25 protein-coding genes are annotated in these 23,561 nt (G+C 72.7%); 5 read left to right on the top strand and 20 right to left on the bottom strand.

Annotation, left to right across the window (positions count from 1 at the left end; translation table 11 throughout):
- Positions 1 to 103 precede the first annotated feature (103 nt).
- Together FHX46_RS13540 and FHX46_RS13535 are read left to right on the top strand one after the other, a co-directional pair.
- Entirely contained in the window at positions 104 to 1,675 is a 1,572-nt protein-coding gene (locus FHX46_RS13540; protein WP_313886121.1) for a YibE/F family protein, read from the top strand.
- 87 nt (positions 1,676 to 1,762) lie between these two features.
- Positions 1,763 to 2,041 (top strand): hypothetical protein, encoded by a 279-nt coding sequence (locus tag FHX46_RS13535; protein WP_167114001.1) that lies wholly within the window; start codon positions 1,763 to 1,765, stop codon positions 2,039 to 2,041.
- On the opposite strand, the gene FHX46_RS13530 is transcribed toward FHX46_RS13535, so the two are convergent.
- Positions 1,998 to 2,651: a hypothetical protein gene (locus tag FHX46_RS13530; RefSeq protein WP_167113998.1), complete on the bottom strand. Its 654-nt coding sequence runs from the start codon at positions 2,649 to 2,651 to the stop codon at positions 1,998 to 2,000. The two genes, FHX46_RS13535 and FHX46_RS13530, sit on opposite strands and share 44 nt — an antisense overlap.
- Before the next feature lie 11 nt (positions 2,652 to 2,662).
- On the bottom strand, positions 2,663 to 3,283 hold the full coding sequence (locus FHX46_RS13525; protein WP_167113995.1) for an MBL fold metallo-hydrolase: 621 nt from the start codon (positions 3,281 to 3,283) through the stop codon (positions 2,663 to 2,665).
- 144 nt (positions 3,284 to 3,427) lie between these two features.
- Between FHX46_RS13525 and FHX46_RS13520 the strand changes: the two genes are divergently transcribed.
- Positions 3,428 to 4,285, top strand: a complete 858-nt coding sequence (locus tag FHX46_RS13520; protein ID WP_167113990.1) for a peptidylprolyl isomerase — start codon at positions 3,428 to 3,430, stop codon at positions 4,283 to 4,285.
- A gap of 6 nt (positions 4,286 to 4,291) precedes the next feature.
- On the opposite strand, the gene FHX46_RS13515 is transcribed toward FHX46_RS13520, so the two are convergent.
- The 13 genes from FHX46_RS13515 to pdxS all read right to left on the bottom strand — a co-directional run bounded on the left by FHX46_RS13515 (position 4,292) and on the right by pdxS (position 17,042).
- A complete protein-coding gene (locus tag FHX46_RS13515) occupies positions 4,292 to 5,065 on the bottom strand; it encodes an enoyl-CoA hydratase-related protein (protein WP_167113986.1) in 774 nt (257 codons plus the stop codon).
- A gap of 22 nt (positions 5,066 to 5,087) precedes the next feature.
- Positions 5,088 to 7,427: a RelA/SpoT family protein gene (locus FHX46_RS13510; RefSeq protein WP_167096042.1), complete on the bottom strand. Its 2,340-nt coding sequence runs from the start codon at positions 7,425 to 7,427 to the stop codon at positions 5,088 to 5,090.
- 106 nt (positions 7,428 to 7,533) lie between these two features.
- Positions 7,534 to 8,052: an adenine phosphoribosyltransferase gene (locus FHX46_RS13505; RefSeq protein WP_167113983.1), complete on the bottom strand. Its 519-nt coding sequence runs from the start codon at positions 8,050 to 8,052 to the stop codon at positions 7,534 to 7,536.
- A 4-nt stretch (positions 8,053 to 8,056) separates the two neighbouring features.
- Positions 8,057 to 9,295: a protein translocase subunit SecF gene (gene secF / locus FHX46_RS13500; protein ID WP_167113980.1), complete on the bottom strand. Its 1,239-nt coding sequence runs from the start codon at positions 9,293 to 9,295 to the stop codon at positions 8,057 to 8,059.
- A gap of 1 nt (position 9,296) precedes the next feature.
- Complete coding sequence (gene secD / locus FHX46_RS13495; RefSeq protein ID WP_167113977.1) at positions 9,297 to 10,871, bottom strand: protein translocase subunit SecD; 1,575 nt, start codon at positions 10,869 to 10,871, stop codon at positions 9,297 to 9,299.
- Positions 10,872 to 11,006: 135 nt separating this feature from the next.
- A complete protein-coding gene (gene yajC / locus FHX46_RS13490; protein WP_167113974.1) occupies positions 11,007 to 11,414 on the bottom strand; it encodes a preprotein translocase subunit YajC in 408 nt (135 codons plus the stop codon).
- 98 nt (positions 11,415 to 11,512) lie between these two features.
- On the bottom strand, positions 11,513 to 12,556 hold the full coding sequence (gene ruvB, locus FHX46_RS13485; RefSeq protein WP_167113971.1) for a Holliday junction branch migration DNA helicase RuvB: 1,044 nt from the start codon (positions 12,554 to 12,556) through the stop codon (positions 11,513 to 11,515).
- 39 nt (positions 12,557 to 12,595) lie between these two features.
- Positions 12,596 to 13,183, bottom strand: a complete 588-nt coding sequence (ruvA, locus tag FHX46_RS13480) for a Holliday junction branch migration protein RuvA (protein ID WP_167113968.1) — start codon at positions 13,181 to 13,183, stop codon at positions 12,596 to 12,598.
- Positions 13,180 to 13,809 carry a crossover junction endodeoxyribonuclease RuvC gene (gene ruvC, locus FHX46_RS13475; protein WP_167113965.1) on the bottom strand — a complete coding sequence of 210 codons (630 nt, stop codon included), beginning with the start codon at positions 13,807 to 13,809 and terminating at the stop codon, positions 13,180 to 13,182. The genes ruvA and ruvC overlap by 4 nt, the downstream gene beginning before the upstream one ends.
- A gap of 97 nt (positions 13,810 to 13,906) precedes the next feature.
- Positions 13,907 to 14,425, bottom strand: a complete 519-nt coding sequence (locus tag FHX46_RS13470) for a DUF4262 domain-containing protein (protein ID WP_167113962.1) — start codon at positions 14,423 to 14,425, stop codon at positions 13,907 to 13,909.
- Between the two features lie 244 nt (positions 14,426 to 14,669).
- On the bottom strand, positions 14,670 to 15,422 hold the full coding sequence (locus FHX46_RS13465) for a YebC/PmpR family DNA-binding transcriptional regulator (protein ID WP_167096023.1): 753 nt from the start codon (positions 15,420 to 15,422) through the stop codon (positions 14,670 to 14,672).
- Positions 15,419 to 16,054, bottom strand: coding sequence for a pyridoxal 5'-phosphate synthase glutaminase subunit PdxT (pdxT, locus tag FHX46_RS13460; protein WP_167113959.1), 636 nt, complete (start codon positions 16,052 to 16,054; stop codon positions 15,419 to 15,421). Before pdxT ends, FHX46_RS13465 begins: the two co-directional genes overlap by 4 nt.
- Positions 16,055 to 16,127: 73 nt before the next feature.
- Positions 16,128 to 17,042 carry a pyridoxal 5'-phosphate synthase lyase subunit PdxS gene (pdxS, locus tag FHX46_RS13455; RefSeq protein ID WP_167113956.1) on the bottom strand — a complete coding sequence of 305 codons (915 nt, stop codon included), beginning with the start codon at positions 17,040 to 17,042 and terminating at the stop codon, positions 16,128 to 16,130.
- 203 nt (positions 17,043 to 17,245) lie between these two features.
- Between pdxS and FHX46_RS13450 the strand changes: the two genes are divergently transcribed.
- Together FHX46_RS13450 and FHX46_RS13445 are read left to right on the top strand one after the other, a co-directional pair.
- Positions 17,246 to 19,369 carry an elongation factor G-like protein EF-G2 gene (locus FHX46_RS13450; protein ID WP_167113953.1) on the top strand — a complete coding sequence of 708 codons (2,124 nt, stop codon included), beginning with the start codon at positions 17,246 to 17,248 and terminating at the stop codon, positions 19,367 to 19,369.
- Between the two features lie 33 nt (positions 19,370 to 19,402).
- Positions 19,403 to 19,747, top strand: a complete 345-nt coding sequence (locus tag FHX46_RS13445) for a hypothetical protein (protein ID WP_167113950.1) — start codon at positions 19,403 to 19,405, stop codon at positions 19,745 to 19,747.
- A 37-nt stretch (positions 19,748 to 19,784) separates the two neighbouring features.
- Here FHX46_RS13445 and FHX46_RS13440 read toward each other — a convergent pair whose 3' ends face one another.
- From FHX46_RS13440 to pgsA, 5 genes are read right to left on the bottom strand one after another with little or no spacing between them, the layout of a single operon-like run.
- The gene (locus FHX46_RS13440) at positions 19,785 to 20,300 is read right to left on the bottom strand and encodes an XdhC family protein (protein WP_167113947.1); all 516 of its coding nucleotides are present in this window, start codon (positions 20,298 to 20,300) and stop codon (positions 19,785 to 19,787) included.
- A 9-nt stretch (positions 20,301 to 20,309) separates the two neighbouring features.
- A complete protein-coding gene (locus FHX46_RS13435) occupies positions 20,310 to 20,804 on the bottom strand; it encodes an NUDIX hydrolase (protein WP_167113944.1) in 495 nt (164 codons plus the stop codon).
- The gene (locus tag FHX46_RS13430; RefSeq protein WP_167113941.1) at positions 20,801 to 21,940 is read right to left on the bottom strand and encodes a glycosyltransferase family 4 protein; all 1,140 of its coding nucleotides are present in this window, start codon (positions 21,938 to 21,940) and stop codon (positions 20,801 to 20,803) included. Before FHX46_RS13430 ends, FHX46_RS13435 begins: the two co-directional genes overlap by 4 nt.
- Positions 21,937 to 22,854: a phosphatidylinositol mannoside acyltransferase gene (locus FHX46_RS13425; protein WP_167113938.1), complete on the bottom strand. Its 918-nt coding sequence runs from the start codon at positions 22,852 to 22,854 to the stop codon at positions 21,937 to 21,939. Before FHX46_RS13425 ends, FHX46_RS13430 begins: the two co-directional genes overlap by 4 nt.
- Positions 22,854 to 23,462, bottom strand: a complete 609-nt coding sequence (gene pgsA / locus FHX46_RS13420; protein ID WP_167113935.1) for a phosphatidylinositol phosphate synthase — start codon at positions 23,460 to 23,462, stop codon at positions 22,854 to 22,856. Before pgsA ends, FHX46_RS13425 begins: the two co-directional genes overlap by 1 nt.
- Positions 23,463 to 23,561 lie beyond the last annotated feature (99 nt).

Below are 23,561 nucleotides of genomic sequence, written 5' to 3'. Positions count from 1 at the left end.
TGCACTGTGAGGACGGACCAGGGCGGTTCCTGTTACGCCGTTTCCCGGACGAGTTCGCCGACCCACCCGGAGGAGTGAGGGCCGCGGACGGCACCATGTTGCGGTGCAGCACGACGACGAGCCCGACCCCACAGCGGTGACCGGCCCGATCCGCCGCGTGCCCGGGCCGCCTGCTGCCGATCCGGCGCCGCGGCGGGCGCGGCCGGCCCGTCGTAGCAGCGACAGCGACCCCACCGGGCGCCGGGCCGGGTCGCCGGACCGCCCCCGCCGCCCCGCCGAGGCACGCCCCGCCGAGCCACGGACCGCGGGGCCACGGACCGCGGGGCACACCACCGGCACACCCGCGGCTCGCGCCACCGGCGCCGGGACGGCACCCGCCCGCGCCCGCCGGTCGACCACCGCGGACTCCCGCCCGCGGCGCCACCGGCCCGCCACGCCACCCTCCACCGGGCACGGTCACGGGCACGGGCATGGGCACTCCCCCGCCCCACCGGCGTCCCGCCGGGTCAAACTGCTGCTGACCTGGCTGCTGGCGCCGGTCGCGGTCGCCACCGTCGCCGGGATGCTGCTGCTCTACCCCTGGGGCCAGGCGAAACCCACCTCGGCGATCTCCCAGGGCACCCCGGTGCACGGCACGATCACCACCGCCGCCTCGGGGCCCTGCCTCGCTGCCGGACAGGTGCAGGTCGGGGACCAGCCCGGCCCCGATGCCAAGCCGTGCCTGACGGCGCGGGTCGCGCTCACCGACGGGCCGGCGAGCGGGCGCACCGTCGAGCTGACGGCCCCGATCGAACCCAGCACCCCTCGGTTCGGCGCCGGTGACCACGTCGTGCTGGCCTACAACGGCGGTGACGCCGCCGACCCGGCGTCCTACCAGCTGGTCGACTTCCAGCGCGGCTTCCCGCTCGCCGTGCTCGCCGCGCTGTTCGCGGTGGCGGTGGTCGTGCTCGGCCGGTGGCAGGGCCTCGCCGCGCTCGGCGCGCTGGCGCTGAGTTTCGTGGTGCTGGTGGCGTTCGTGCTGCCGGCGATCCTGGCCGGGCAGAACCCGCTGCTCGTCGCGATCGTGGGCGCCGGGCTGATCATGTTCATCGCGCTGTACCTCACGCACGGCCTGTCGGCACGCACCTCGGTCGCCGTGCTGGGCACGCTCACCAGCCTGGCGCTGATCGGCGTGCTGTCGGCGGTCTTCTCCGCCGCCGCTTCGCTGACCGGCCTGGACGACAGCACCTCGACGCTCATCGCGTCGCTCGGGCACGGCGTGGACGCCCGCGGACTGCTGCTGGCCGGGGTCGTCATCGGCGCGCTCGGCGTGCTCGACGACGTCACCGTCACCCAGACCAGCGCGGTGTGGGAGCTGCGCCGCGCCAACCCGTCGCTGAACTGGCGGGAGCTGTACTCGGCCGGGCTGCGGATCGGCCGCGACCACGTGGGCTCGGCGGTGAACACCCTGGTCATGGCGTACGCCGGTGCGGCGCTGCCGGTGATGCTGTACTCGTCGATCTCCGGTGTCGGCCTGGGCGCGATCCTCGGCTCGCAGGATGTGGCACAGGAGATCGTGCGCACGCTGGCCGGCAGTGTCGGCATCGTCGCGGCCGTGCCGGTCACCACCGTCCTGGCCGCGCTCATCGCCGCACGGGAACCCAGCAGCCACATCAGTCACAGCAGCGATCAGTAGTCCCAGGCCCGCACCCCGCCCCGCTCGTGGCCGTCCCGATGGGGTACGAAGACCGGGCACACGGTTGCGGTCCTGCCGGGAGGGGTCTTGGTCGTTCACGCACTGCCGCGGCACGTGTCCGAAGCCGCGGCCCGGACCGTCCGCGCGCTGACGAGCCTGCCGCGGATCGCGACCGTGCTCAGCGAACTGCGCGACGCGGCCGACCACCTGCAGCGGCTGGCGACCTTCGCGGCGGAGGAGCTGCCGGAGATCGTCTACCAGCTGGAGGGCATCCGCGCGCAGCTGGCCGCCATCGAGGCGCGCCTCGGCGCGCAACCCCCGGTCAGCCCAGCCGCGCCACGAACCGGCTCACCGCGTCCATCGTGAACCGCTGCGCGATCCGGCCGGCCGGTGCCGCGGACACCAGCTGGTGCAGCGGCCGCTCGGACAACCCCGCGCCCCGGGCCTCCGCCCGCAGCTGCGCGACCAGCAGCTCGGCGAACACCAGGCCGTTGGATTCGATGTTGTCCGCCAGCGCATCAGCCAGCCGCCGGAGGGTGAGGACGGGCAGTTCACGCCCGCCGGTCCCGGCGTAGACCGCCAGGTCGATCTTGACGGCCCGGCCCCGCTGCCCGGGGCCGACCAGCAGGCTCACCGTGCGGGCGCCGCGCACGTCGGTCACCAGGAGGTCGATCCGCCTCGCCGACACCAGATCGACGCGGCGCGTGCGGAAGACGCGGACCACCACGGTGGTGCCGGTGAGCCACAGTCTGCGCCGCACGTTCCCCACCACGACGCACAGCAGTGGCAGGCCCACCACGGCGGCCGCGACCAGGCCCGCGATCCGGCCGCCGATCAGCCCGGCGAGACCGCCCGAGGCCGCAGCCACGATCACCACGCCGGCCAGCCCGGACACCAGGCGCCGCCGGGTCAGCCCCGGGCCCTCCTGGTGCAGCGGCAGCGGCTCCGGTTCCGCCGGTTTCCTCAGCTCGGTCACATCCTCCCCCGTCACGGCACCGGGACGACGCTGCGCGCCCCGCTCAGGAACGGATTGCCGGCCCGCTCGCGGCCGATCGTGGTGGCCGGGCCGTGCCCGGGCAGCACCACCGTGTCGTCGGGCAGCGGCAGCAGCTGGTCGCGCAGGGACTCCCCCATCCGCCGCCGGTCACCGGCCGAGCCGGTGCGCCCGACCGAGCCCGCGAACAGCGTGTCGCCGGTCAGCACGAGTCGGCCGCCCTCGGGTGTGGTGAGCCGGAACACCACCGACCCCGCGGTGTGCCCCGGCACCAGTCCGACGTCGATCACCAGGTCCGCGAGCTCCAGCGGCGCGCCGGTGAGCGCCCGGACGTCGGCGGGCCGGTCGCCGTCGTGCAGGCCGCGGTCGGCCGGGTGGATCCACAGCGGGACGCCGTGGGCCGCCGTGACGGCCGCGGCACCGGCCACGTGGTCGGGGTGGCCGTGGGTGGCCAGCACGGCAGCCGGCGTCAGGTCGTGTTCGGCGAGCGCCTCGGCGACGCGGCCGGCGCAGTCCTCCCCCGCGTCGACGATCACGCAGGCCGTGCCGGGGCCGGGCGCGAGCAGATAGCAGTTGGCCTGCAGCGCGCCTGCCGGAAACCCGACGACGAGCACGAAAGTCCACCTCCGCGTCCACCCGTCCACCCGCGCCCGGGATGTCCGGCACCACCCTAACCGGGGCTGTACAGGGTCCTCACAGGCTGTGCCCATAGACTGCCGCCACCGGGTCGGTGACGTCGAGTGGATTCTGGAGGGCAGGTGGCGACCAACCAGCAGCGCCGTGAGGCCGCGAAGCGCAAGCTCGAGCGGCAGATGGCCCGCCGGGCGGAACGCGCGCGACGGCGGAAGATCGTCGGTGTGGGTGCGACGGTCGGCGCGGTGGTCGTCGTCGCCGGGCTGGTGGTGTTCTTCGCAACCCGGGGCACCGACAACGGTTCGGCCGCGGCCGCCCCGACCACGTCGCCGTCCGCACCGTCCTCGGCGCTGAACATCCCGGCGCAGCGCGCCGCCCTGCCGCAGCGGCCCACGCCGCTGCCGAACCCGGTGCAGTGCTCCTACCCGGCGACGGCGAACGAGCCGGCGGCCAAGCCGAACAAGCCGCCGCAGACCAAGAACGTCCCGTCCACCGGCACGGTGAACGTCACGCTGAAGACGACCGCCGGCGACATCCCGCTGACGCTGGACCGCGCCCTCGCGCCGTGCACGGTGAACAGCTTCCTCAGCCTGGCCCAGCAGGGCTACTACACCGACACCTCGTGCGCCCGCCTGGGCACCGACGCGAGCCTGATGATGTTGCAGTGCGGCGACCCGACCGGCACCGGAAGCGGCGGCCCGGGGTACTCCTTCGCGGACGAGACGTTCCCGGAACTGAAGTACGGCCGCGGCCTGCTGGCGATGGCGAACGCGGGGCCGAACACCAACGGCAGCCAGTTCTTCATGGTCTACGGCCCGGCCGAGCTGAGCCCGGCCTACACGGTGTTCGGCTCGATCTCCGACGCCGGACTCCAGGTGCTGGACAAGGTCGCCCGGGCCGGTCACGACGGCAGCTTCGACCCGAGCCCGGGCGGCGGCAAGCCGAACATGGAGGTCAAGTTCACCGCGGTGTCGGTCGGCTGACCACCCCTAGCGGGCGGTGAAACGCGGCGGGCGGCGGCTCAGGAACGCGGCCACGCCCTCCGCGTAGTCGGCGCCGTGGATCGCGGCGAGCCGGATCTCCTCGACCTCGGCGTCGCTTTCGGACTGTCCGTCGAGGATCTTGCCGACGATCCGGTTCATGCCGCGCACCGACGTCTGCGAGCGCGAGCACAGCGTCGCGGCGAAGTCCGCGACCCCGGTGTCGAGGTCGTCGAACGTGTCGTTGACCAGACCGATCTCGCGGGCGCGAACGGCGTCGATCAGTCGGCCGGACAGCAGGAAGTACCGCGCGTGCGCCGGCCCGATCAGCGAGACGAGCTGGTGCGTGGAGCGGAAGTCGTACACGATGCCCAGCTTGGCCGGGGTGATCCCGAAACGCGCCCCCGGCTCGGCGAAGCGGAAGTCGCAGGCGACGGAGATCTGGCAGCCACCGCCGATGCAGTTGCCGCGGATCTTCGCCACGGTCGGCTTGGTCATGCCCGCCAGGGCGGTCACCGCGCCCTCGACGACCTTGTCGTAGGCGGCGGCACCGTCCGCGGTGGCGCGCAGCGCCCCGAACTCGCTGATGTCGGCGCCGGCGGAGAAATCCGCACCGGCCCCCGTCAGCACCAGCACCTTGAGCCCGGGGTCGGCTTCGACCTCGCCGACGACGTCCGGGATCGCCGCCCACATGTCGTGGGAGATCGCGTTCTTCTTCTCCGGCCGCGCGAAGGTCAGCGTGGCCACTTCCCCGTCGCGCGCGAACTCCAGCCCAGGTGCCATACCGGCACCCTAGCGACCGGTCTCAGGAGGCCGATGTGACGCGGTACACGTCGTAGACGCCCTCCACCCCCCGGACCACCTTCAGCACGTGCCCGAGGTGCTTCGGGTCGCCCATTTCGAACGTGAAGCGGCTGACCGCGACCCGGTCGCGTGAGGTCTGCACCGACGCGGACAGGATGTTGACCTTCTCGTCGGCGAGCACCTTGGTCACATCGGAGAGCAGGCGATGCCGGTCGAGCGCCTCGACCTGGATGGACACCAGGAACACCGAGTTCGCGGACGGCGCCCATTCCACCTCGACGAGCCGTTCCGGCTGGGCCCGCAGGTCCTCGGCGTTGGTGCAGTCCGTGCGGTGCACGCTGACCCCGCCGCCGCGGGTGACGAACCCGAGGATCTCGTCGCCGGGCACCGGGGTGCAGCAGCGCGCCAGCTTGGTCCACACGTCGGTGGCGTCCTTGACCACCACGCCGACGTCGTTGGACGCGCGGCGCCGGGTCACCGTGGACGGCGTGGACCGGGCCGCGAGCTCGTCCTCGGCCTCCTCGACGCCCCCGATCAGCGCGACGAGGCGTTGCACCACGTGTTTCGCGCTGACGTGTCCCTCGCCGACCGCGGCGTAGAGCGAGCTGATGTCCGGGTGGTGCAGCTCGGCCGCCAGCGCGCCCATCGCCTCCGCGGACACCAGGCGCTGCAACGGGAGCCCGACCTTGCGGACCTCCTTGGTGATGGCGTCCTTGCCGCCGTCGATCGCCTCGTCGCGGCGTTCCTTGGCGAACCACTGGCGGATCTTCGCCCGTGCCTTGGGCGACTTGGCGAAGGTCAACCAGTCCCGGCTCGGCCCGGAGTTCTCCGCCTTCGAGGTGAAGATCTCGACGACGTCGCCGTTCTCCAGCTTGCGTTCCAGCGCGACCAGCCGGCCGTTGACGCGCGCGCCGATGCACCGGTGCCCCACCTCGGTGTGGACCGCGTAGGCGAAGTCCACCGGCGTGCCACCGACCGGCAGCGTCACCACGTCGCCCTTGGGCGTGAACACGAAGATCTCGCGGGCGGCGAGCTCGTAACGCAGCGAATCGAGGAACTCCCCCGGATCCGCCGCCTCCCGCTGCCAGTCGAGCAGCTGCCGCATCCACGCCATCTCGTCGATGTCGACGGCGGTGCCGTGAGAACTGCTGTGGGTGCCTCGTGTTTCTTTGTAGCGCCAGTGCGCGGCGATGCCGTACTCGGCGGTGTGGTGCATCTCGTAGGTGCGGATCTGCACTTCCAGCGGCTTGCCGTCCGGCCCGATCACGGTGGTGTGCAGCGACTGGTACACACCGAACCGCGGCTGGGCGATGTAGTCCTTGAACCGGCCCGGCATCGGCTGCCACAGCGCGTGCACGACACCCATGGCGGCGTAGCAGTCGCGCACGTCCTCGACCAGGATCCGCACCCCCACGAGGTCGTGGATGTCGTCCAGGTCGCGGCCGCGCACGATCATCTTCTGGTGGATCGAGTAGTAGTGCTTGGGCCGGCCCTCGACCTTGGCCGTGATGCGCGAGCCGCCCAGGGCGCCGGTCAGCTCGTCGATCACCTTGCGCAGGTAGATGTCCCGCGACGGTGCGCGGTCGGCGACCAGGCGGACGATCTCGTCGTACTTCTTGGGCTGCAGGATGGCGAACGCGAGGTCCTCCAGCTCCCACTTGACGGTCGCCATGCCCAGGCGGTGCGCGAGCGGCGCCAGGACCTCGAGGGTCTCCTTGGCCTTGCGGACCTGCTTCTCCGGCGGCAGGAACCGCATGGTGCGCATGTTGTGCAGCCGGTCGGCGAGCTTGATGACCAGCACCCGCGGGTCGCGGGCCATCGCGATGACCATCTTGCGGATGGTCTCCGCCTCGGCCGCGGTGCCCAGCTTGACCTTGTCCAGCTTCGTGACACCGTCGACGAGCTGGGCGACCTTCTCGCCGAAGTCGGCGGTCAGCTGCTCCACCGAGTAGCCGGTGTCCTCGACCGTGTCGTGCAGCAGGGCCGCCACCAGGGTGGTGGTGTCCATGCCCAGCTCGGCGAGGATGGTGGCCACCGCCAGCGGGTGCGTGATGTACGGGTCGCCGGACTTGCGCCGCTGGTGCCGGTGCAGCTCCTCGGCCACGTCGTAGGCGCGCTGCAGCAGGCTCAGGTCCGCGTTCGGGTGCAGGTCGCGGTGGATCGCGGCGAGCGGTTCCAGGACCTGCTTGACCGGCGCCGCCCGCTGCGCGGTGATGCGCCGGGCGAGACGCGCTCGCACGCGGCGCGTCGCGGATGGGGCCCGGGTGACACCCTGCGGCTGCGCGCCGCGGTTGTCGGCGGTGTCCCGGGCGGGCGCCGGGCTTTCGAGCTCCTGGCTCAAGCCCACCTCCTGCTGATCGCGCGGCCTGTAGACCAACAAGCGTAACCCCGGCGGGCCGCCGCGTTGTTCCCAGCCGCGCCGACCGCCGCCCCGGCGCGGTGAACGGTCAGGCGACCAGCAGTGAGCTGACCTTCCGCCCGGCCAGCGCCGACCGCCCGTCGAGGGCGGCCAGCTCCATCACGACCGACACACCGGACACGGCCGCACCGGCCTTCTCCAGCAGCTCGCACGCGGCGGCGACGGTGCCACCCGTGGCGAGCACGTCGTCGACCACCACCGCCCGCTGCCCGGGCGCGACGACACCGGCAGGCAGCTCCAGCGCAGCCGTCCCGTACTCCAGGGCGTAGTCCACCCGTCCCGCGACGGTGGGCAGCTTGCCGGGCTTGCGCACCAGCACGACCCCGAGCCCGCGGGCGTAGCCGACAGCCGCGGCGAGCAGGAACCCGCGCGCCTCGACCGCCGCCAGCACGTCGGTCTCCGGGTCGACCGTCGCCGCCAGGGCGTCGACGACCGCACGGAACCCGCCGGCGTCGGCGAACAGCGGCGACAGATCGCGGAACAGCACACCGGGCTCGGGGAAGTCCGGCACCTCGGCGATCAGGCCGAGCGCGCGCTCCAGCTCCACGCGCTCAGCGCTTCCGCTTGCCCGACGGCCGTCCGCGCCGCGGCTGCGCCTTCGGGGTGCGCGCCGGGACACTCGCCGCTGCCGCGTACGCCTTCTCCTTGCGCAGCTCCGCACCGAGGGCCTCGTCGTCGCCCGCGTCGAAGTCCTCCTCGCGCTCGGCCGCCTTGCGCGCCTGGCTGGCGCGGCGCGCCCGCACCCGGTCGGCCTGCTGCTGGTACTTCGGGTCGCGCATCTTGAAGTCCACCAGCAGCGGCGTCGCCAGGAACAGCGACGAGATCACGCCGGCGAGCATACCGGTCAGCTGTACGAGCGCGAGGTCCTGCAGCGTGCCCGAGCCGAGCAGGATGTAGCCGACGACCAGCAGGCCCAGCACCGGCAGCAGCGCGATGACCGAGGTGTTGATCGACCGCATCAGGGTCTGGTTCAGCGCCAGGTTCGCCGTCTCGGCGTAGGTGCGGCGGGTCAGGCCGAGGATTCCGCGGGTGTTCTCCTTGACCTTGTCGAACACCACCACGGTGTCGTAGAGGGAGAACCCGAGGATCGTCAGCAGGCCGATCACCGTCGCCGGGGTGACCTCGAACCCGACCAGCGAGTAGATGCCCGCGGTGACCAGGATGTCGTGCACCAGCGCGATGAGCGCGGTGATGGCCATCCACTTCTCGAAGTAGATCGCCAGGAACACGGTCACCAGGACCATGAACACCGCCAGCGCGATCAGCGCCTGCTTGGAGATCTCCTGTCCCCAGGAGGCGCTCACCGCGCTGTCGCTGATCGCCTGCGCGCTCGGCTGGCCGTTGCTGCCGATCGGCTTGAGCTCGTCGAACAGCGACTGCTTGACCTTGGCGACCTGATCGGCATCCAGCGTGCTGGACCGCAGCTGCACCGTGGCCGCGTCACCGACGCCGACGGTCTGCGCCGATTCGGACTGCTCGCCGAGCGCGTCGGCGAACGCCCGCTTGGCCGCGTCGGTCGTGATCGGGCCGTTCGCGCCGCGGGCCGGCATCTGGATCTGGGTGCCGCCCTCGAACTCGATGCCCAGGTTGAAACCGCGGATGCCGATCGAGGCGAGGCAGACCAGCACCAGCACCGCGAAGAAGACGTACCAGCGCTTGCGCTTGCCGACGATGTCGAAGGCGCCGGTGCCGACGTAGAGGCGGTGGAACACGCTCTCCTTGCCGGCCTTCTTCGCGGCCGGGGTGGCGCCGGTGGACGTCGCCGTCTCGGTGTTCAGCTCGTCTGCCACGTCAGGACTCCTTCGCGCCCGCGCCGGCGGGCACCTTGCGCGCGGGCCGCCGCTGGGCGGCCAGCGTCTGCACGCCGCCGAGCCCGGTGAGCTTCGGCCGGGACAGGAACTTCGACTTCGATGCCAGCGCGACCAGCGGGTGCGTCACCAGGAACACCACGATCAGGTCGAGCACGGTCGACATGCCCAGGGTGAAGGCGAAGCCCTGGACGTCGCCGACCGCGATGGCGTAGAGCACCGCGGACGCGAGGAACATGACCGCGTCCGAGGCGAGGATGGTGCGCCGGGCGCGCACCCAGCCGCGCGGGACCGCGGAGCGGAAGCTGCGCCCGCCCTCCCGGATCTCGTCCTTGAGCCGTTCGAAGAACACCACGAACGAGTCCGCGGTCACGCCGATGGCGATGATGAACCCGGCGACACCGGCCAGGTCGAGGGTGAAGTTGATCCACCGCCCGAGCAGCACCAGCACCGCGTACACGATCAGGCCGGACAGTCCGAGCGAGACGATCGTCAGGAACCCGAGCAGGCGGTAGTAGACCAGGCAGTAGACGAAGACCAGCGCGAGACCGATGCCGCCGGCGATCAGGCCCGCTTCGAGCGAGGCCAGGCCGAGCGTCGCCGAGACGGTGGTGGCGTCGGACGCGGCGAACGACAGCGGCAGCGACCCGTACTTGAGGATGTCCGCCAGGTCCTTGGTCTGCTGCTGCGTGAAGCTGCCGCTGATCTGCGTGTTGCCGTCGAGGATCGCGCTCTGGATCGTCGGTGCGGAGACGACCTCGGTGTCGAGCACGAACGCCGCGCGCTGGCCGATGTTCTTCGTGGTGAAGTCGGCCCAGGTCTGGCGGCCGTCGGACTTGAACGACAGCTCCACGGTCCAGCCCGGCTTGTTCTGCGCGGGCGGCGCGGCGGCCGCGTTGGCGATCTCGGTGCCCTTCAGGAACACCGGGCCGAGCAGGTACTTCTCGGTGCCGTTCTGGTCGCAGGTCATCAGCGGCAGGTTCGGGTCGTCGTTGCCGCGCAGCGGGTCCTGCGTCGAGCACGCGTACGCAGCCAGCGCCTGGGAAGCCGCTGGAGCGGGGGCGAGGGTGTCGCCGTTGCCGGTGACCAGAGCGGCGGCCTGGCGGGTCGCCTTGGCCTGCTGGATCGTGGCCGGGTCGTCGGCCTGGCCGGGCGGCGGCGGGACCGGCGGCGTGGTGACCGTCTGCGCGTCGAGCACCTTGCGGAATCCGAGCTGGGCCGTCTGGCCGAGCTTCTTGGCCTGGTCGCCCTGCTCGCCGGGCACCGTGATCACGATGTTGTTGCCGTCGAGCACCACCTCGGTGCCGCTGACGCCGATCCCGTTCACGCGGGTCTCGATGATCTGGCGCGCCTGGTTGAGCGAGTCGCGCGAGGGCGCCGATCCGTCCGGGGTGCGCGCGCTCAGCGTCACCCGGGTGCCGCCCTGCAGGTCGATGCCCAGCTTCGGCGTCGGCTTGCCCCCGCCGGTGAAGAACACCAGCGCGTAGAGGACGACCACGATCAGGACGAAAAGGCCGAGATAGCGTCCCGGGCGGATCCGCCCGGCCGGTGGTGCCACGGTGGTCGTTCTCCTCGACGGTCAGCGGTGGATCGTCCGCCTACGCGGCGGTACGCAGACACTACTCGCCGCGTTGTGAACGCGGCGTTGACCCCGGCGTCACCGTCGGACGCCGGGGTTGCCCTCCGGTCGGGCCTACTTCTTCTCGTGCTCCAGCGGCGGCGCGATCTGCGGGCCGGGCTTCTCCTCGGCCTGGGCGGGCCCGGTGGTCTCCACCGGCTCGACCACGGCGGCGTCGTTGACGTCCTCCGCGTCGTCGGCCCCGGTCTCGTCGGCCACCTCGGGCGCGACCTTCTCGCGCACCGCCTGGCGCAGCCACGTCGTCACGACACCGGGAGCGATCTCGATGTCGATCGTGGTGTCGCTGCTGGTGTCGGCCACCGTCCCGTACAGGCCGGACGTCGTCATCACCCGGTCGCCCTCGGACAGGCTGCCCTGCAGCTTTTGCTGCTCCTGCGCGGCACGCTTCTGCTTACGGGTGCCCATCACCAGCGGGATCGCCACGACGAGCATGAGCAGCAACGGCAGGAAAAGCTGTTCCATGATTCTCCATTCGGTGTGCGACGCACCGGCCGCGCACCTCTTTTGTCCGGATGTGCTCTTTCGAGTGTGCCAGGCACCACTGGCCGGCCGGCACCCGGTTAGTCGAACAGGGTAGGCCCTGCCTGGTCCGGGCGTGGCGGCGGGCGCAGCCCGAGGTGTTCCCACGCACTCGGCGTCGCCACCCGCCCACGTGGCGTGCGTGCGAGCATGCCCGCACGCACCAGGTAGGGCTCGCACACCTCCTCGACGGTCGTCGGCTCCTCGCCGACGGCGACCGCGAGCGTGGAGACCCCGACCGGGCCGCCGCCGAAGGAGTGCACCAGCGCCGACAGCACCGCCCGGTCCAGCCGGTCCAGGCCCAGTTCGTCGACGTCGTAGACCTCCAGCGCGGCACGGGCCACCGCGAGGGTCACCCGGCCGTCCTCGCGGACCTCGGCGTAGTCCCGGACGCGGCGCAGCAGCCGGTTGGCGATGCGCGGCGTGCCGCGCGACCGGCGGGCGATCTCCGCGCTGCCGTCCGGGTCGATGTCGATGCCCAGGATCGTCGCCGAACGCCGGATCACCTGGTCCAGCTCGTGGTCGGCGTAGAACTCCATCTGACCGGTGAAGCCGAACCGGTCGCGCAGCGGACCGGTCAGCGCACCGGACCGGGTGGTGGCCCCGACCAGGGTGAACGGCGCGATCTCCAGCGGGATGCTCGTCGCACCCGGCCCCTTGCCGACCACCACGTCGACGCGGAAGTCCTCCATCGCGAGGTAGAGCATCTCCTCGGCGGGCCGGGCGATGCGGTGGATCTCGTCGATGAACAGCACGTCGCCCTCGGCGAGGTTGGACAGCATCGCGGCCAGGTCGCCGGCGCGTTCCAGGGCCGGGCCGGAGGTGATCCGGATCGAGGCGTCCAGCTCGGCCGCGACGATCATCGCCAGGCTGGTCTTGCCCAGGCCGGGCGGGCCGGACAGCAGCACGTGGTCCGGCGGCACGCCGCGGCGGCGGGCGCTCTCCAGCACCAGTTCCAGCTGCTCGCGGACCCGCGGCTGGCCGATGAACTCGCTCAGCCTGCTCGGGCGCAGCGTCGTCTCCATCTCGCGCTCGCCCAGCTGGGGCAGCGCGGAGAGGGTCTCGTCCGCCGGGTACTCGGTCACGCCGTCATCGTGGTCATCGTCGTGCACGCGTCAGCTGCCTCACTTGCGCCCGAGAGCGCTCAGGGCCGCGCGCAGCACGGCCGGTGTGGTGCCGGCCTCGCCCGCGGCGAGCACCTTTTCCACGGCCTGTTCGGCCTGCTTGGCCGGGAACCCGAGACCGGTGAGGGCCTCGACGACCTCGGCGCGCACCGCGCCGGCCGCGGGAACCGCGGCGGTCTCCGCTCCCGCCGCGGTGACCTTGTCGCGCAGTTCGAGGGTGAGCCGTTCGGCGCCCTTGCGGCCGATGCCGGGCACCTGGGTGAGGACGGTGATGTTGCCTTCGGCCAGTGCGGTGCGCAGCTTGTCCGGGTCGAGCACCGCCAGCGCGGCGAGCGCCAGGCGCGGGCCGATCCCGGACACGGTCTGCAGCAGCCCGAACAGCTCGCGGGCCTCGGCGTCGGCGAACCCGAACAGGGTCAGCGAGTCCTCGCGCACCACCAGCGACGTGTGCAACCGGACCTGCTCACCGCGGCGCAGGGTGGCCAGCGTCGCCGGCGTGGCCTGCACCGCGAGGCCGACGCCGCCGACCTCCACCACCACGTGGTCGAGCCCGACCGAGAGCACCTCGCCCCGGACCGAGGAGATCATCCGCGCACTCCCTTCCCCGGTGTCCGCGTGTTCAGCCGCGTCACCGCCGTCCGGGATACGGTATTGGCCGACTTCGCCGCCGCGGCCAGGCGGGCCCGGTGCGTGCGCGCCAGTTCGGCCGCGCGGGCTTCGGCCTCGGCGAGGCGGTCGCGCATCGGCTGGCGCCACAGGTGGCAGATGGCGAGCGCGAGCGCGTCGGCGGCGTCGGCCGGCCGGGGCGCCTGCGCGAGCCCGAGCAGCCGGGTGACCATGCCGGTCACCTGCGCCTTGTCCGCGCGGCCGCTGCCGGTGACGGCGGCCTTGACCTCGCTCGGGGTGTGGAACACGACCGGCAGCCCGCGGCGGGCCGCGGCCAGGGCGACCACTCCCCCCGCCTGCGCGGTGCCCATGGCGGTGCGCACGTTGTGCTGACTGAAGACGCGCTCGACGGCGACCGCCGCCGGCCGGTAGGTGTCCAGCCACTGCTCGACCGCGTCGGAGACCGCGAGCAGCCGCCGCTCGAGCGTGTCGTCCACCGGGGTGCGCACCACGTCCACCGCGACACACGTGACCGTGCGGCCCGTGCCCCCGTCCACCACGCCGAGGCCGCACCGGGTCAGCCCGGGGTCCACGCCGAGCACTCGCACCGCTCCACCCTCCTAGCGCCGAACACGCGTTCGAGGTGAGGCTACCGTGCCGGACGGCCCGGTCCCGGCACGACGCGCCGGGATCACTGAGCGTCCACTATGGACCGTCGGTGCCCGGGGTCCAGCTCTCCGGCCGCCCGCTCTCGGTGAGGACCGGCTGCCAGTCGGCGAACCCCTCGGGCGCCTCGTCGCTCCACGGCCAGTGCCCGTCCGGGGTGGCGACGATGATCTGCAGCGCCGGGAAGTCGCCGTCCGGGTAGACGAGGAACGCGCTGCCGAAGTATTCGAGGTAGTGCCCCTTCGCGACGCGCTCGAAGGTGACCGGGACTCCCTCGAAGAAGTCGTGGTAGACCTTGCCGGGCTCGAACTGCTCGCCGTTGGCCGCGCGGTCGACGTAGGCGTCGAGCAGGACCGGCGCCATCCGCTCCGGCAGCCCGACGACGACCGCTTCGGGAACCTCGTGCAGCGCCCACACGCACGCCGTGAACGCGAACCCCGGCCCGGACTCGTCCCCCGCCACGGAGATCACCGCGTTGCCACGGGTCTCGGCCTGGTTGACGATCCACTCGAGGAGGTCGGATTCTTCGGGCGCGAGGGTCTCGGTCACGGGCGGCATTCTGCCGTACCCGCACTAGCGCGGGACAGACCCCGTCGGTGGGAAGTTCCCGTTGCACGACAAGGCCCTCCGGCGCGGGTGCACCGGAGGGCCTCGAAGCACGCGGTGTTAAGCGCCGGCTTCTTCCAGCACCTCGTCGGAGACACGGAATCGGACACAGCGCGGAGACGTTCCCGTCACGCGCCGACTTCCTCCAGCACCTCGTCGGAGACACGGAATCGGACACAGCGCGGAGACGTTCCCGTCACGCGCCGACTTCTTCCAGCACCTCGTCGGAGACATCGAAGTTGGCGTAGACGTTCTGCACGTCGTCGCAGTCCTCGAGCGCGTCGATCAACCGGAACACCTTCTTGGCGCCCTCGGCGTCGAGCGGGACGCTCACCGACGGCAGGAACGTCGGGTCGGCGGACTCGTAGTCGTAGCCGGCGTCCTGCAGCGCCTTGCGGACGCTGATCAGGTCGGTGGCCTCGGAGACGATCTCGAAGTTGTCGCCGAGGTCGTTGACCTCCTCCGCACCCGCGTCCAGGACGGCCATCAGCACGTCGTCCTCGGACAGGTCGTTCTTGGGCATGATCACCACGCCCTTGCGGTTGAACAGGTACGACACCGAGCCCGGGTCGGCGAGCGAGCCGCCGTTGCGGGTCAGCGCGGTGCGCACCTCGCCGGCGGCGCGGTTGCGGTTGTCGGTCAGGCATTCGATCAGCACGGCGACGCCGTTGGGGCCGTAGCCCTCGTAGTTGATCGTCTGCCAGTCCGCGCCGCCCGCCTCCTCGCCGGCGCCGCGCTTGCGGGCGCGCTCGATGTTGTCCTGCGGGACCGAGTTCTTCTTCGCCTTCTGGATGGCGTCGTAGAGGGTCGGGTTGCCCTCGGGATCACCCCCGCCGGTCCGCGCGGCGACCTCGATGTTCTTGATCAGTCTCGCGAACAGCTTGCCACGCTTGGCGTCGAGGGCGGCCTTCTTGTGCTTCGTGGTGGCCCACTTGGAGTGGCCGCTCATCTCTCCTCCGTCTCGCTCGTCGTCGCCGCGTCCCGCACCATCTCCACGAACAGGCGATGGACCCGATCGTCCCCGGTCAGCTCCGGGTGGAAGGCCGTGGCGAGCACCGGCCCCTGCCGGACCGCGACGATCCTAGCGCCGGTGCTCCCGGTCGCGGGCACCGTGGCCAGCACCTCGACGTCGTCACCCGCTTTTTCCACCCACGGGGCGCGGATGAACACCGCGTGCAGCGGGCCGCCGGCGACCCCGGCGAAGTCCACATCCTCCTCGAAGGAGTCGACCTGGCGGCCGAAGGCGTTGCGCCGGACGATCACGTCGAGTGCGCCGAGCTGGTGCTGGTCCGGCCGCCCGTCCAGGGCCTGTTTCGCGAGGAGGATCATGCCCGCGCACGACCCGAACGCCGGCATGCCGCCGTCGAGCCGCCGGCGCAGCGGTTCGAGCAGGTCGAAGGTGTCGAGCAGGCGGGACACGGTGGTGGACTCGCCGCCGGGCAGGACGAGCCCGTCGACGGCGTCCAGCTCGGACGCCCGGCGGACGGTGACGGCGTGCCCGCCGGCGCGCGCCACCATGGCGGCGTGCTCCCGCACGTCTCCCTGCAGCGCGAGCACGCCGATCACCGGTACCGCGGACACCCTGACCTCCTGGAACACATCGTGCTGACGGTATTCGGCCCGGGCGCGGCGGAGCGGGCCGGGCGAGCTGGAGCTACCAGCCGCGTTCGGCGAGGCGGTGCGGCTCGGGCACGTCGTCGACGTTGATGCCGACCATGGCCTCGCCGAGGCCGCGGGAGACCTTCGCGATGACGTCCGGGTCGTCGTGGAACGTGGTGGCCTTGACGATGGCCTCCGCACGCCTGGCCGGGTCACCGGACTTGAAGATCCCGGATCCGACGAACACGCCCTCGGCCCCCAGCTGCATCATCATCGCCGCGTCGGCGGGGGTCGCGATGCCTCCGGCGGTGAACAGCACGACCGGCAGCTTCCCGCGCTCGGCCACCTCGCGCACCAGCTCGTAGGGCGCCTGCATCTCCTTGGCCGCCACGTACAGCTCGTCCTCGGGCAGCGCCGTCAGCCGCCGGATCTCCGCGCGGATCTTGCGCATGTGGGTGGTCGCGTTCGACACGTCGCCGGTGCCGGCCTCACCCTTGGAGCGGATCATCGCCGCGCCCTCGTTGATGCGGCGCAGCGCCTCGCCCAGGTTGGTCGCCCCGCACACGAACGGCACGGTGAACGCCCACTTGTCGATGTGGTTGGCGTAGTCGGCCGGGGTGAGCACCTCGGACTCGTCGATGTAGTCCACCCCGAGCGACTGGAGTACCTGCGCCTCGACGAAGTGCCCGATCCGGGCCTTGGCCATCACCGGGATGGACACCGTGGAGATGATGCCCTCGATGAGGTCCGGGTCGCTCATCCGCGCCACCCCGCCCTGGGCGCGGATGTCGGCGGGCACGCGCTCCAGCGCCATCACGGCCACCGCACCGGCGTCCTCGGCGATCTTCGCCTGCTCGGGGGTGACGACGTCCATGATCACGCCGCCCTTGAGCATCTCGGCCATGCCGCGCTTGACGCGCGCGGTGCCCCGCTCGGGCGTGGCGGAACTGCGGGATTCAACTTCGGACACGACGGGACGCCTTTCACGAAACACGAAGGGGTGCACGGTCGAGTCTAGGTTCTGGTGGACCGCTCCCCCAGGCCAGTTCGCCGCGATTCCAGCAGTCCACTTTCGCCCCGCAGGCGCAACCTGACCGGCCGGGGTTGCCGGACCATGCCCGCCGGGTGTGTGATCGAGGACACACCTGCTGCTGTCGTCCCGGGGAGCGCGCCATGGCCGACAAACAAGCCCGCACCGTCGATGCCGGAGCCGCGGTCGCTGTGGACGACCCGGTCAAGGTCCGCAACGTGGTCCTGGTGGGTCCCTCGGGTTCCGGCAAGACCACCCTCACCGAGGCCCTGCTCGCGGTGTCCGGCACCGTGGCCAGGGCCGGTTCCGTCGTGGAGGGCACCACCGTCTGCGACCACGACCCGGCGGCGGTGCGCCAGCAGCGCTCGGTGGGGCTGTCGGTCGCACCGGTCCTGCACCAGGACCACAAGATCAACCTGATCGACACCCCGGGTTACGCCGACTTCGTGGGCGAGCTGCGGGCCGGGTTGCGCGCCGCCGATGCCGCGCTGTTCGTGGTCAGCGCGTTCGAGGGCGTCGACCCCGCCACGGTGGCGATCTGGGAGGAGTGCGCCGCGGTGGGCATGCCGCGCGCGGTCGTGATCTCCCGGCTGGACCACCACCGCGCCGACCCCGAGGACGAGATCGCCGCGTGCCAGGACGCGTTCGGCGCGGGCGTGCTGCCGCTGTACCTGCCGGCCACCGGCCCGGAGCCGGGTCTGGTCGGGCTGATCACCCGCCGCCTCTACGACTACTCGCAGGGCTATCCGCCGAGGCTGGGCGACCCCGCGCCGGCCGACCTGGAGCGGCTGACCGAGGCACGCAACGAGCTGATCGAGGGCATCATCGCCGAGAGCGAGGACGAGACCCTCATGGACCGCTACCTCGCGGGCGAGGAGATCAGCGAGGAGACGCTGATCGCCGACCTGGAGACCGCGGTGGCACGCGGCTCGTTCCACCCGGTCATCCCGGTGTGCGCCACCACCGGGGTGGGCCTGGCCGAGGTCCTCGACGGCATCGTCCGGGCGTTCCCGTCACCGCTGGAGCACACGCTGCCGCCGGTCACCGGGCCGGACGGCGCGCCGCACCCGGCGCTGAGCACCGATCCGGACGGGCCACTGGCCGCCGAAGTGGTGCGCACCGCCGTGGACTCCTACGTCGGGCGCGTGTCGCTGGTGCGGGTGTTCTCCGGGACGCTGCGGCCGGAACGGCCGGTGCACGTGTCCGGGCACGGCATGGCCGAACGCGGCCACTCCGACCACGACACCGACGAGCGGGTGGCCCACCTGTACTCCCCGCTGGGCGCGAACCTGCGCGAGGTGCCCTACTGCGTGGCCGGAGATCTGTGCGCGCTGACCAAGGTCGGCTCGGCCGAGACCGGTGACACCGTCTCGGCCCCCGACCACCCACTGCTGATGCGCCCGTGGCCGATGCCCGAACCGCTGCTGCCGGTCGCCGTGGTGGCCCGCAACCGCAGCGACGAGGACGCGCTGGCGCGCAACTTGTCCCGGCTGGTCGCCGGGGACCCGACGCTGCGGCTGGAACGCAACGCCGAGACCGGTCAGCTGGTCCTGTGGTGCATGGGCGAGGCGCACGCCGACGTGGTGCTGTCGCGGCTGCGCGCCGGGGGTGCCGAGGTGGACACCGAACCGGTCAAGGTCAGCCTGCGCGAGACGTTCGCCGCCCCGGCCAAGGGGCACGGGCGGCACGTGAAGCAGTCCGGCGGGCACGGCCAGTACGCGGTGTGCGACATCGAGGTCGAGCCGCTGCCGCGCGGCACCGGGTTCGAGTTCGTCGACCGCATCGTCGGCGGCGCCATCCCGAACCAGTTCATCCCGAGTGTGGAGAAGGGGGTGCGGGCGCAGCTGCACCGCGGGCTGGTGACCGGCCACCCGGTGGTCGACGTGCGCGTCACGCTGGTCGACGGCAAGGCGCACAGCGTGGACTCCTCGGACGCGGCGTTCCAGACCGCCGGGGCGCTGGCGCTCAAGGACGCGGCCGCGAACGGGCGGGTGGTGCTGCTCGAACCGCTCGACGAGGTGGACGTCCGCGTGCCCGACGAGTACCTGGGCGCGGTGCTGGGCGACCTGTCGTCGCGGCGCGGACGGGTGCTCGGCACCGAGTCGGTGGGCCAGGGCCGCAGCGTGATCCGGGCCGAGGTGCCCGCGACCGAGCTGTTGCGGTACGCCACGGAGCTGCGCTCGCTGAGCTCCGGCACGGCGCTGTTCACCCGCCGGCACGCGCGATACGACCCGCTGCCGGAGAACCTGGCCGCGGCGCACGCCTGACCGGACGCGGGTGCCGCACGTAAGCTCGTGATCATGACCAGCGAGTACGCGCGCTACGGGCAGGACGCCGAGGTGCTCGCCGCCATCGGCGCGGCGATCAGCACGGCGATCGGGGAGCAGCGCATCACCGTGCGGCTGCCGCGGGAGCTCGCGGCGGCAGCGGTGGCCGCGTGGCGCCGGGACGAGACGGAACCGGCGGGTGCGGAGGCGGGTGCGGAAACCCCGCAGCAGTGGATGCTGCGCGATCGTGCCGCTGACCTCGCCCTGATCGGCCTCGCGATCGACGAACGCGGGCGCACCGACGGTGACGGTTCGGTCGTGACCGTCGACCTGGATCTGGACGCAGCCGGCGCCGCGGTGCGTGCCGCGCGCGGCTAGCGGGACGCCGGGTGCACCCACGCGCCCCGGCCCGCGCTCAGCGGGGGAAGAAGCCCCCGGGGCGGCCGTTGCGGTCGGCGATCAGCCCGGCCAGCGCGGCGATCGCGATCTCGGCCGGGCGGCGGGAGCCGATGTCGAGGCCGATCGGCCGGTGCACCCGCGCGATGTCCGCCTCGGCCACGCCCAGCGCGCGCAGCGCCGCGACGTGCGGGCCCTCGTGCCGCGGATTCCCCATCACGCCGGCCCATCGCACCGGCTGCGCGAGGACGTCGCGCAGCACCGGGCCGAGCTCGGCCCGGTGGTGGTCGGTCACCACGACGTCCGTGTCCGCGTCCAGGTCCGGCAGCACGGCCGTCGCCTCCGCACCCGGGACCCCGGCGGTCCGGGTCTCGTCCGGATCGAACAGCACCGCGCGGTAGCCGAGGTCCTGGCCGTAGCGCAGCAGGAACTCCGCGACCGGCGAGGAGAACACCGCCACCAGCGTGCGGGTCTCCGTCACCGGGCCGCCGGCGCCGTGCGCCACCGCGCACGCCGGGTCGGTTTCGGAAGCCATGCCCCGATCCTAGGCGCCGGGCAGCGGCGGTTCGGCGATCTCGAAGTACTCCGGCCGCGGCGCGGTGCCGGCGAGCTTGAAGTACCGCACCTTCCGCCGCCGGCGCAGCGCCAGCGTGTCCCGCACCGCGTCGTTGTGCACGCGGCGCGCGATGACCACGCGGTGCTCGGCGTCGGTGAGTTCCCCGGCCAGCTGGGCGGGCAGCCGCGTGCGGTCGATCGTCGCGAGCAGGCGCGTGAGCTCGTTCTCCGCAACCTCCCGTTCCGCGCGGGGGGCCTTCTCCGCGAGGTCGGCCGCCTCCCGCAGGCCCGGTGCGGCCCCGTCGACCGCGGCCACCGCCCGCGCCACCACCGCCCGCCGGGCGAGCGCCGCGTCCAGCGCCGCCCACCCCGCATCGAGCCGGACGTGCAGGCGGTCCAGCCGGTTCGCGGTGGCGACGAGGAACAGGCCGCCGAGCACGACCACCGCCGCGACGATCGTGACGACCAGCACGAAGACGTTCACAGCGGCGCCTCCCGCGCACTGACCCGGCGCGGATCGGCGGCGATCGCGGTCTCGTACACCCGCAGCACCTGCGTCACCACGACCGGCCAGTCGAAGATCGCCACCCGCTCCCCCGCCGCCGCCGCGAGCGACGTCCGCCGCGCCGGATCGCCGAGCAGCTCGCGCAGGCACGCGGCGAGCGCCGCGCCGTCCCCGGTCGGGAACAACGCGCCCGCCCGGCCGTCGTCGAGCACCCGGCGGAACGAGTCGAGGTTGCTGGCCGCGACAGCGGTGCCGGCGGCCATCGCCTCGGTGAGGATCATGCCGAAGCTCTCGCCGCCGGTGTTCGGCGCGCAGTAGACGTCCACGCTGCGCAGCGCCCGAGCCTTGGTGGCGTCGTCGACCTGACCGAGCAGCTCCAGGTGCGGGGCGAGTTCCGGTCCGGCCATCCGGTGCAGCACCTCGGGCTCGCCGCGCCCGACGACGAGCAGCCGCAGGTCCCCGAACTCCGGCAGCAGGCGGCGGGCGGCGTCGAGCAGGACGTCCATGCCCTTGCGCGGCTCGGTGAACCGGCCGACGAACCCGATCGTGCCGCCGGCCCGCGGATAGCCGTCCAGCGGTCGCGCGCGCGAGAAGAACTCGACGTCCACGCCGTTCGGGATCTCCACCGCGTCCCCGCCGGCGTGCTCGACCTGCACGCGCCGCGCCAGCGCCGACACCGCGATCCGCGCGGTGATCTTCTCCAGCAGCGGGCGCAGCACCGGCTGGAACGCCGACAGCGTCCGCGAGCGCGGCGTGGAGGTGTGGAACGTGGCGACGATCGGCCCGTCGGCGACCGTCAGCGCGAGCAGCGACAGGCTGGGCGCGGCGGGCTCGTGCAGGTGCAGCACGTCGAACGCACCCTCCCGCAGCCAGCGCCGCACCCGGGCGTAGGAGACCGGCCCGAACTGGAGCCGCGCCACCGAGCCGTTGTAGGGGATGCCGAGCGCCTTGCCCGCGGGCTGCACGAAGTCCGGCAGGTCTGCGTCGTCGTCGGCGGGTGCCAGCACCGACACCTGGTGCCCGCGCGCCAGCAGCGCGCGCGCCAGGTCCGTGACGTGCCCTTGGACGCCGCCGGGGACGTCGAAGGAGTACGGGCAGACGATCCCGACCTTCACGCCGCTTCCTCCCGCGCCGGAACGCCGTCCTCCCCGGCGTCGGCGGTCCACAGCTTCTGCATCATGTGCCAGTCCGCGGGGTGGGCCGCGATGTCGCCGGCGAAGATGTCGGCCAGCGCCTGGGTCGCGGCGGGCACCTCGGTGCGGTGCGTGACGCGGATCCGCGGGTGGATCCGGATGCCCCAGCCGTCCTCGGTGAACCAGCTGCCCACCGGCAGCAGCGCGGCGCCGGTGCTCGCGGCCAGCCGCGCCGGGCCGGCCGGCATGCTCGTCTTCTCGCCGAAGAACGACACGGGCACGCCGCCGCCGGAGAGGTCCCGGTCGGCGATCAGGCAGACCACCCGGTTCTCCCGCAACCGCTGCAGCAGCAACCGGAACGAGCCGGTGCCGCCGTCGGCGGAGAGGATCTCGAAGCCCAGGGACTCGCGGTAGGCCACGAACCGCTGGAACAGCGACTCCGGCTTGAGGCGCTCGACCACGGTGGTGAACGGGCCGTACCGGCCGACCGCCCAGATGCCCGGCACGTCCCAGTTCCCGCTGTGCGGCAGCGCGACCACCGCACCGTTGCCTTCGGCGAGCGCGGCGTCGAGGTTCTCCACGCCGCTGATCGTCGCCTCGACCCGCGACCGGATCCGCGCGGGATCCAGGCTGGGCAGCCGGAACGCCTCGTGCCAGTAGCGGGCGTAGGAGCGCACGGCCTGGCGGGTCAGCTCGTCGAGCTCGGTCTCGCCGGCCTGCGGCACCACGCGAGCCAGGTTGCGGCGCAGCTGCCGCACCCCGGGGCCCTTGCGCCACGCGGCGAAATCGGCGGCCAGCGCGAACCCGGACCGGGCCACCGGGACCGGCAACCGGCTCACCACGGTCCAGCCCGCGGCGTACCCCAGGTCCGCCATCCGCTCGCCGAACCGGCCCATCAGCCCGCCTCCCGTGCGGAGGCGGCCACGGCCAGCATCCGCTGGACCGTGGTGACGATCGAGCCGGCCGCGAGCAGCCACAGCGTGCCCTCGACCGCGAACGGCACGCCGAACCCTTCCAGCCCGGTGCCGACGAGCGCGATGATCAGCCGCTCGGCGCGCTCGACCAGCCCGCCGTCGGCGGCGAGGCCCTCGGCCTCGGCGCGGGCCTTGATGTAGGAGATGACCTGGGCCAGCACCAGGCAGATGAGGCACGCAGCGGCCGCGCGCAGGTTGTGCTCGACCGCGAAGCACCACCAGGCGATGCCGCTGAACAACGCGCCGTCGGCGAGCCGGTCGCAGGTCGCGTCGAGAGTTGCGCCGAACGGGGTGCCGTACCCGCGGGCGCGGGCCATCGCGCCGTCGAGCAGGTCGAGCATCGCGAAACCCCACACGGTGAACGTGCCGGCCAGCAGCATCCCGTTCGGGAAGAACACCAGGGCGGACACGATCGCCCCGGCCGTGCCGATGGCGGTCATCGCGTTCGGGGTCAGGCCGGCCCGCACCAGCGCGTGACCGAGCGGGTCCAGGGCTCGCGAGACGGACGCTCGCGCGAAGATGTTCAGCATCGGATCGTCGGGATGGCGGTTTCGGCGGGCATGTCCATCGTTCTCGGCGTTCACCTGGGGCTGCGGGGTCGGGTGTGCTGGACGCAGCCTATCCACCCG

The sequence above is a fragment of the Amycolatopsis viridis genome (assembly GCF_011758765.1).
In the GTDB taxonomy this organism is placed as follows: domain Bacteria; phylum Actinomycetota; class Actinomycetes; order Mycobacteriales; family Pseudonocardiaceae; genus Amycolatopsis_E; species Amycolatopsis_E viridis.
This window is presented reverse-complemented; position numbering and strand designations above follow the sequence as displayed.

What these genes read in the sequence shown, in the direction of transcription:
- yajC (WP_167113974.1), bottom strand. Translation starts at nt 11,414, where the DNA reads ATGGAACAGCTTTTCCTGCCGTTGCTGCTCATGCTCGTCGTGGCGATC.
- FHX46_RS13470 (WP_167113962.1), bottom strand. Translation starts at nt 14,425, where the DNA reads ATGCCGCCCGTGACCGAGACCCTCGCGCCCGAAGAATCCGACCTCCTC.
- ruvA (WP_167113968.1), bottom strand. Translation starts at nt 13,183, where the DNA reads ATGATCTCCTCGGTCCGGGGCGAGGTGCTCTCGGTCGGGCTCGACCAC.
- FHX46_RS13465 (WP_167096023.1), bottom strand. Translation starts at nt 15,422, where the DNA reads ATGAGCGGCCACTCCAAGTGGGCCACCACGAAGCACAAGAAGGCCGCC.
- FHX46_RS13515 (WP_167113986.1), bottom strand. Translation starts at nt 5,065, where the DNA reads ATGGCACCTGGGCTGGAGTTCGCGCGCGACGGGGAAGTGGCCACGCTG.
- pgsA (WP_167113935.1), bottom strand. Translation starts at nt 23,462, where the DNA reads ATGCTGAACATCTTCGCGCGAGCGTCCGTCTCGCGAGCCCTGGACCCG.
- FHX46_RS13440 (WP_167113947.1), bottom strand. Translation starts at nt 20,300, where the DNA reads ATGGCTTCCGAAACCGACCCGGCGTGCGCGGTGGCGCACGGCGCCGGC.
- FHX46_RS13445 (WP_167113950.1), top strand. Translation starts at nt 19,403, where the DNA reads ATGACCAGCGAGTACGCGCGCTACGGGCAGGACGCCGAGGTGCTCGCC.
- FHX46_RS13425 (WP_167113938.1), bottom strand. Translation starts at nt 22,854, where the DNA reads ATGGGCCGGTTCGGCGAGCGGATGGCGGACCTGGGGTACGCCGCGGGC.
- FHX46_RS13450 (WP_167113953.1), top strand. Translation starts at nt 17,246, where the DNA reads ATGGCCGACAAACAAGCCCGCACCGTCGATGCCGGAGCCGCGGTCGCT.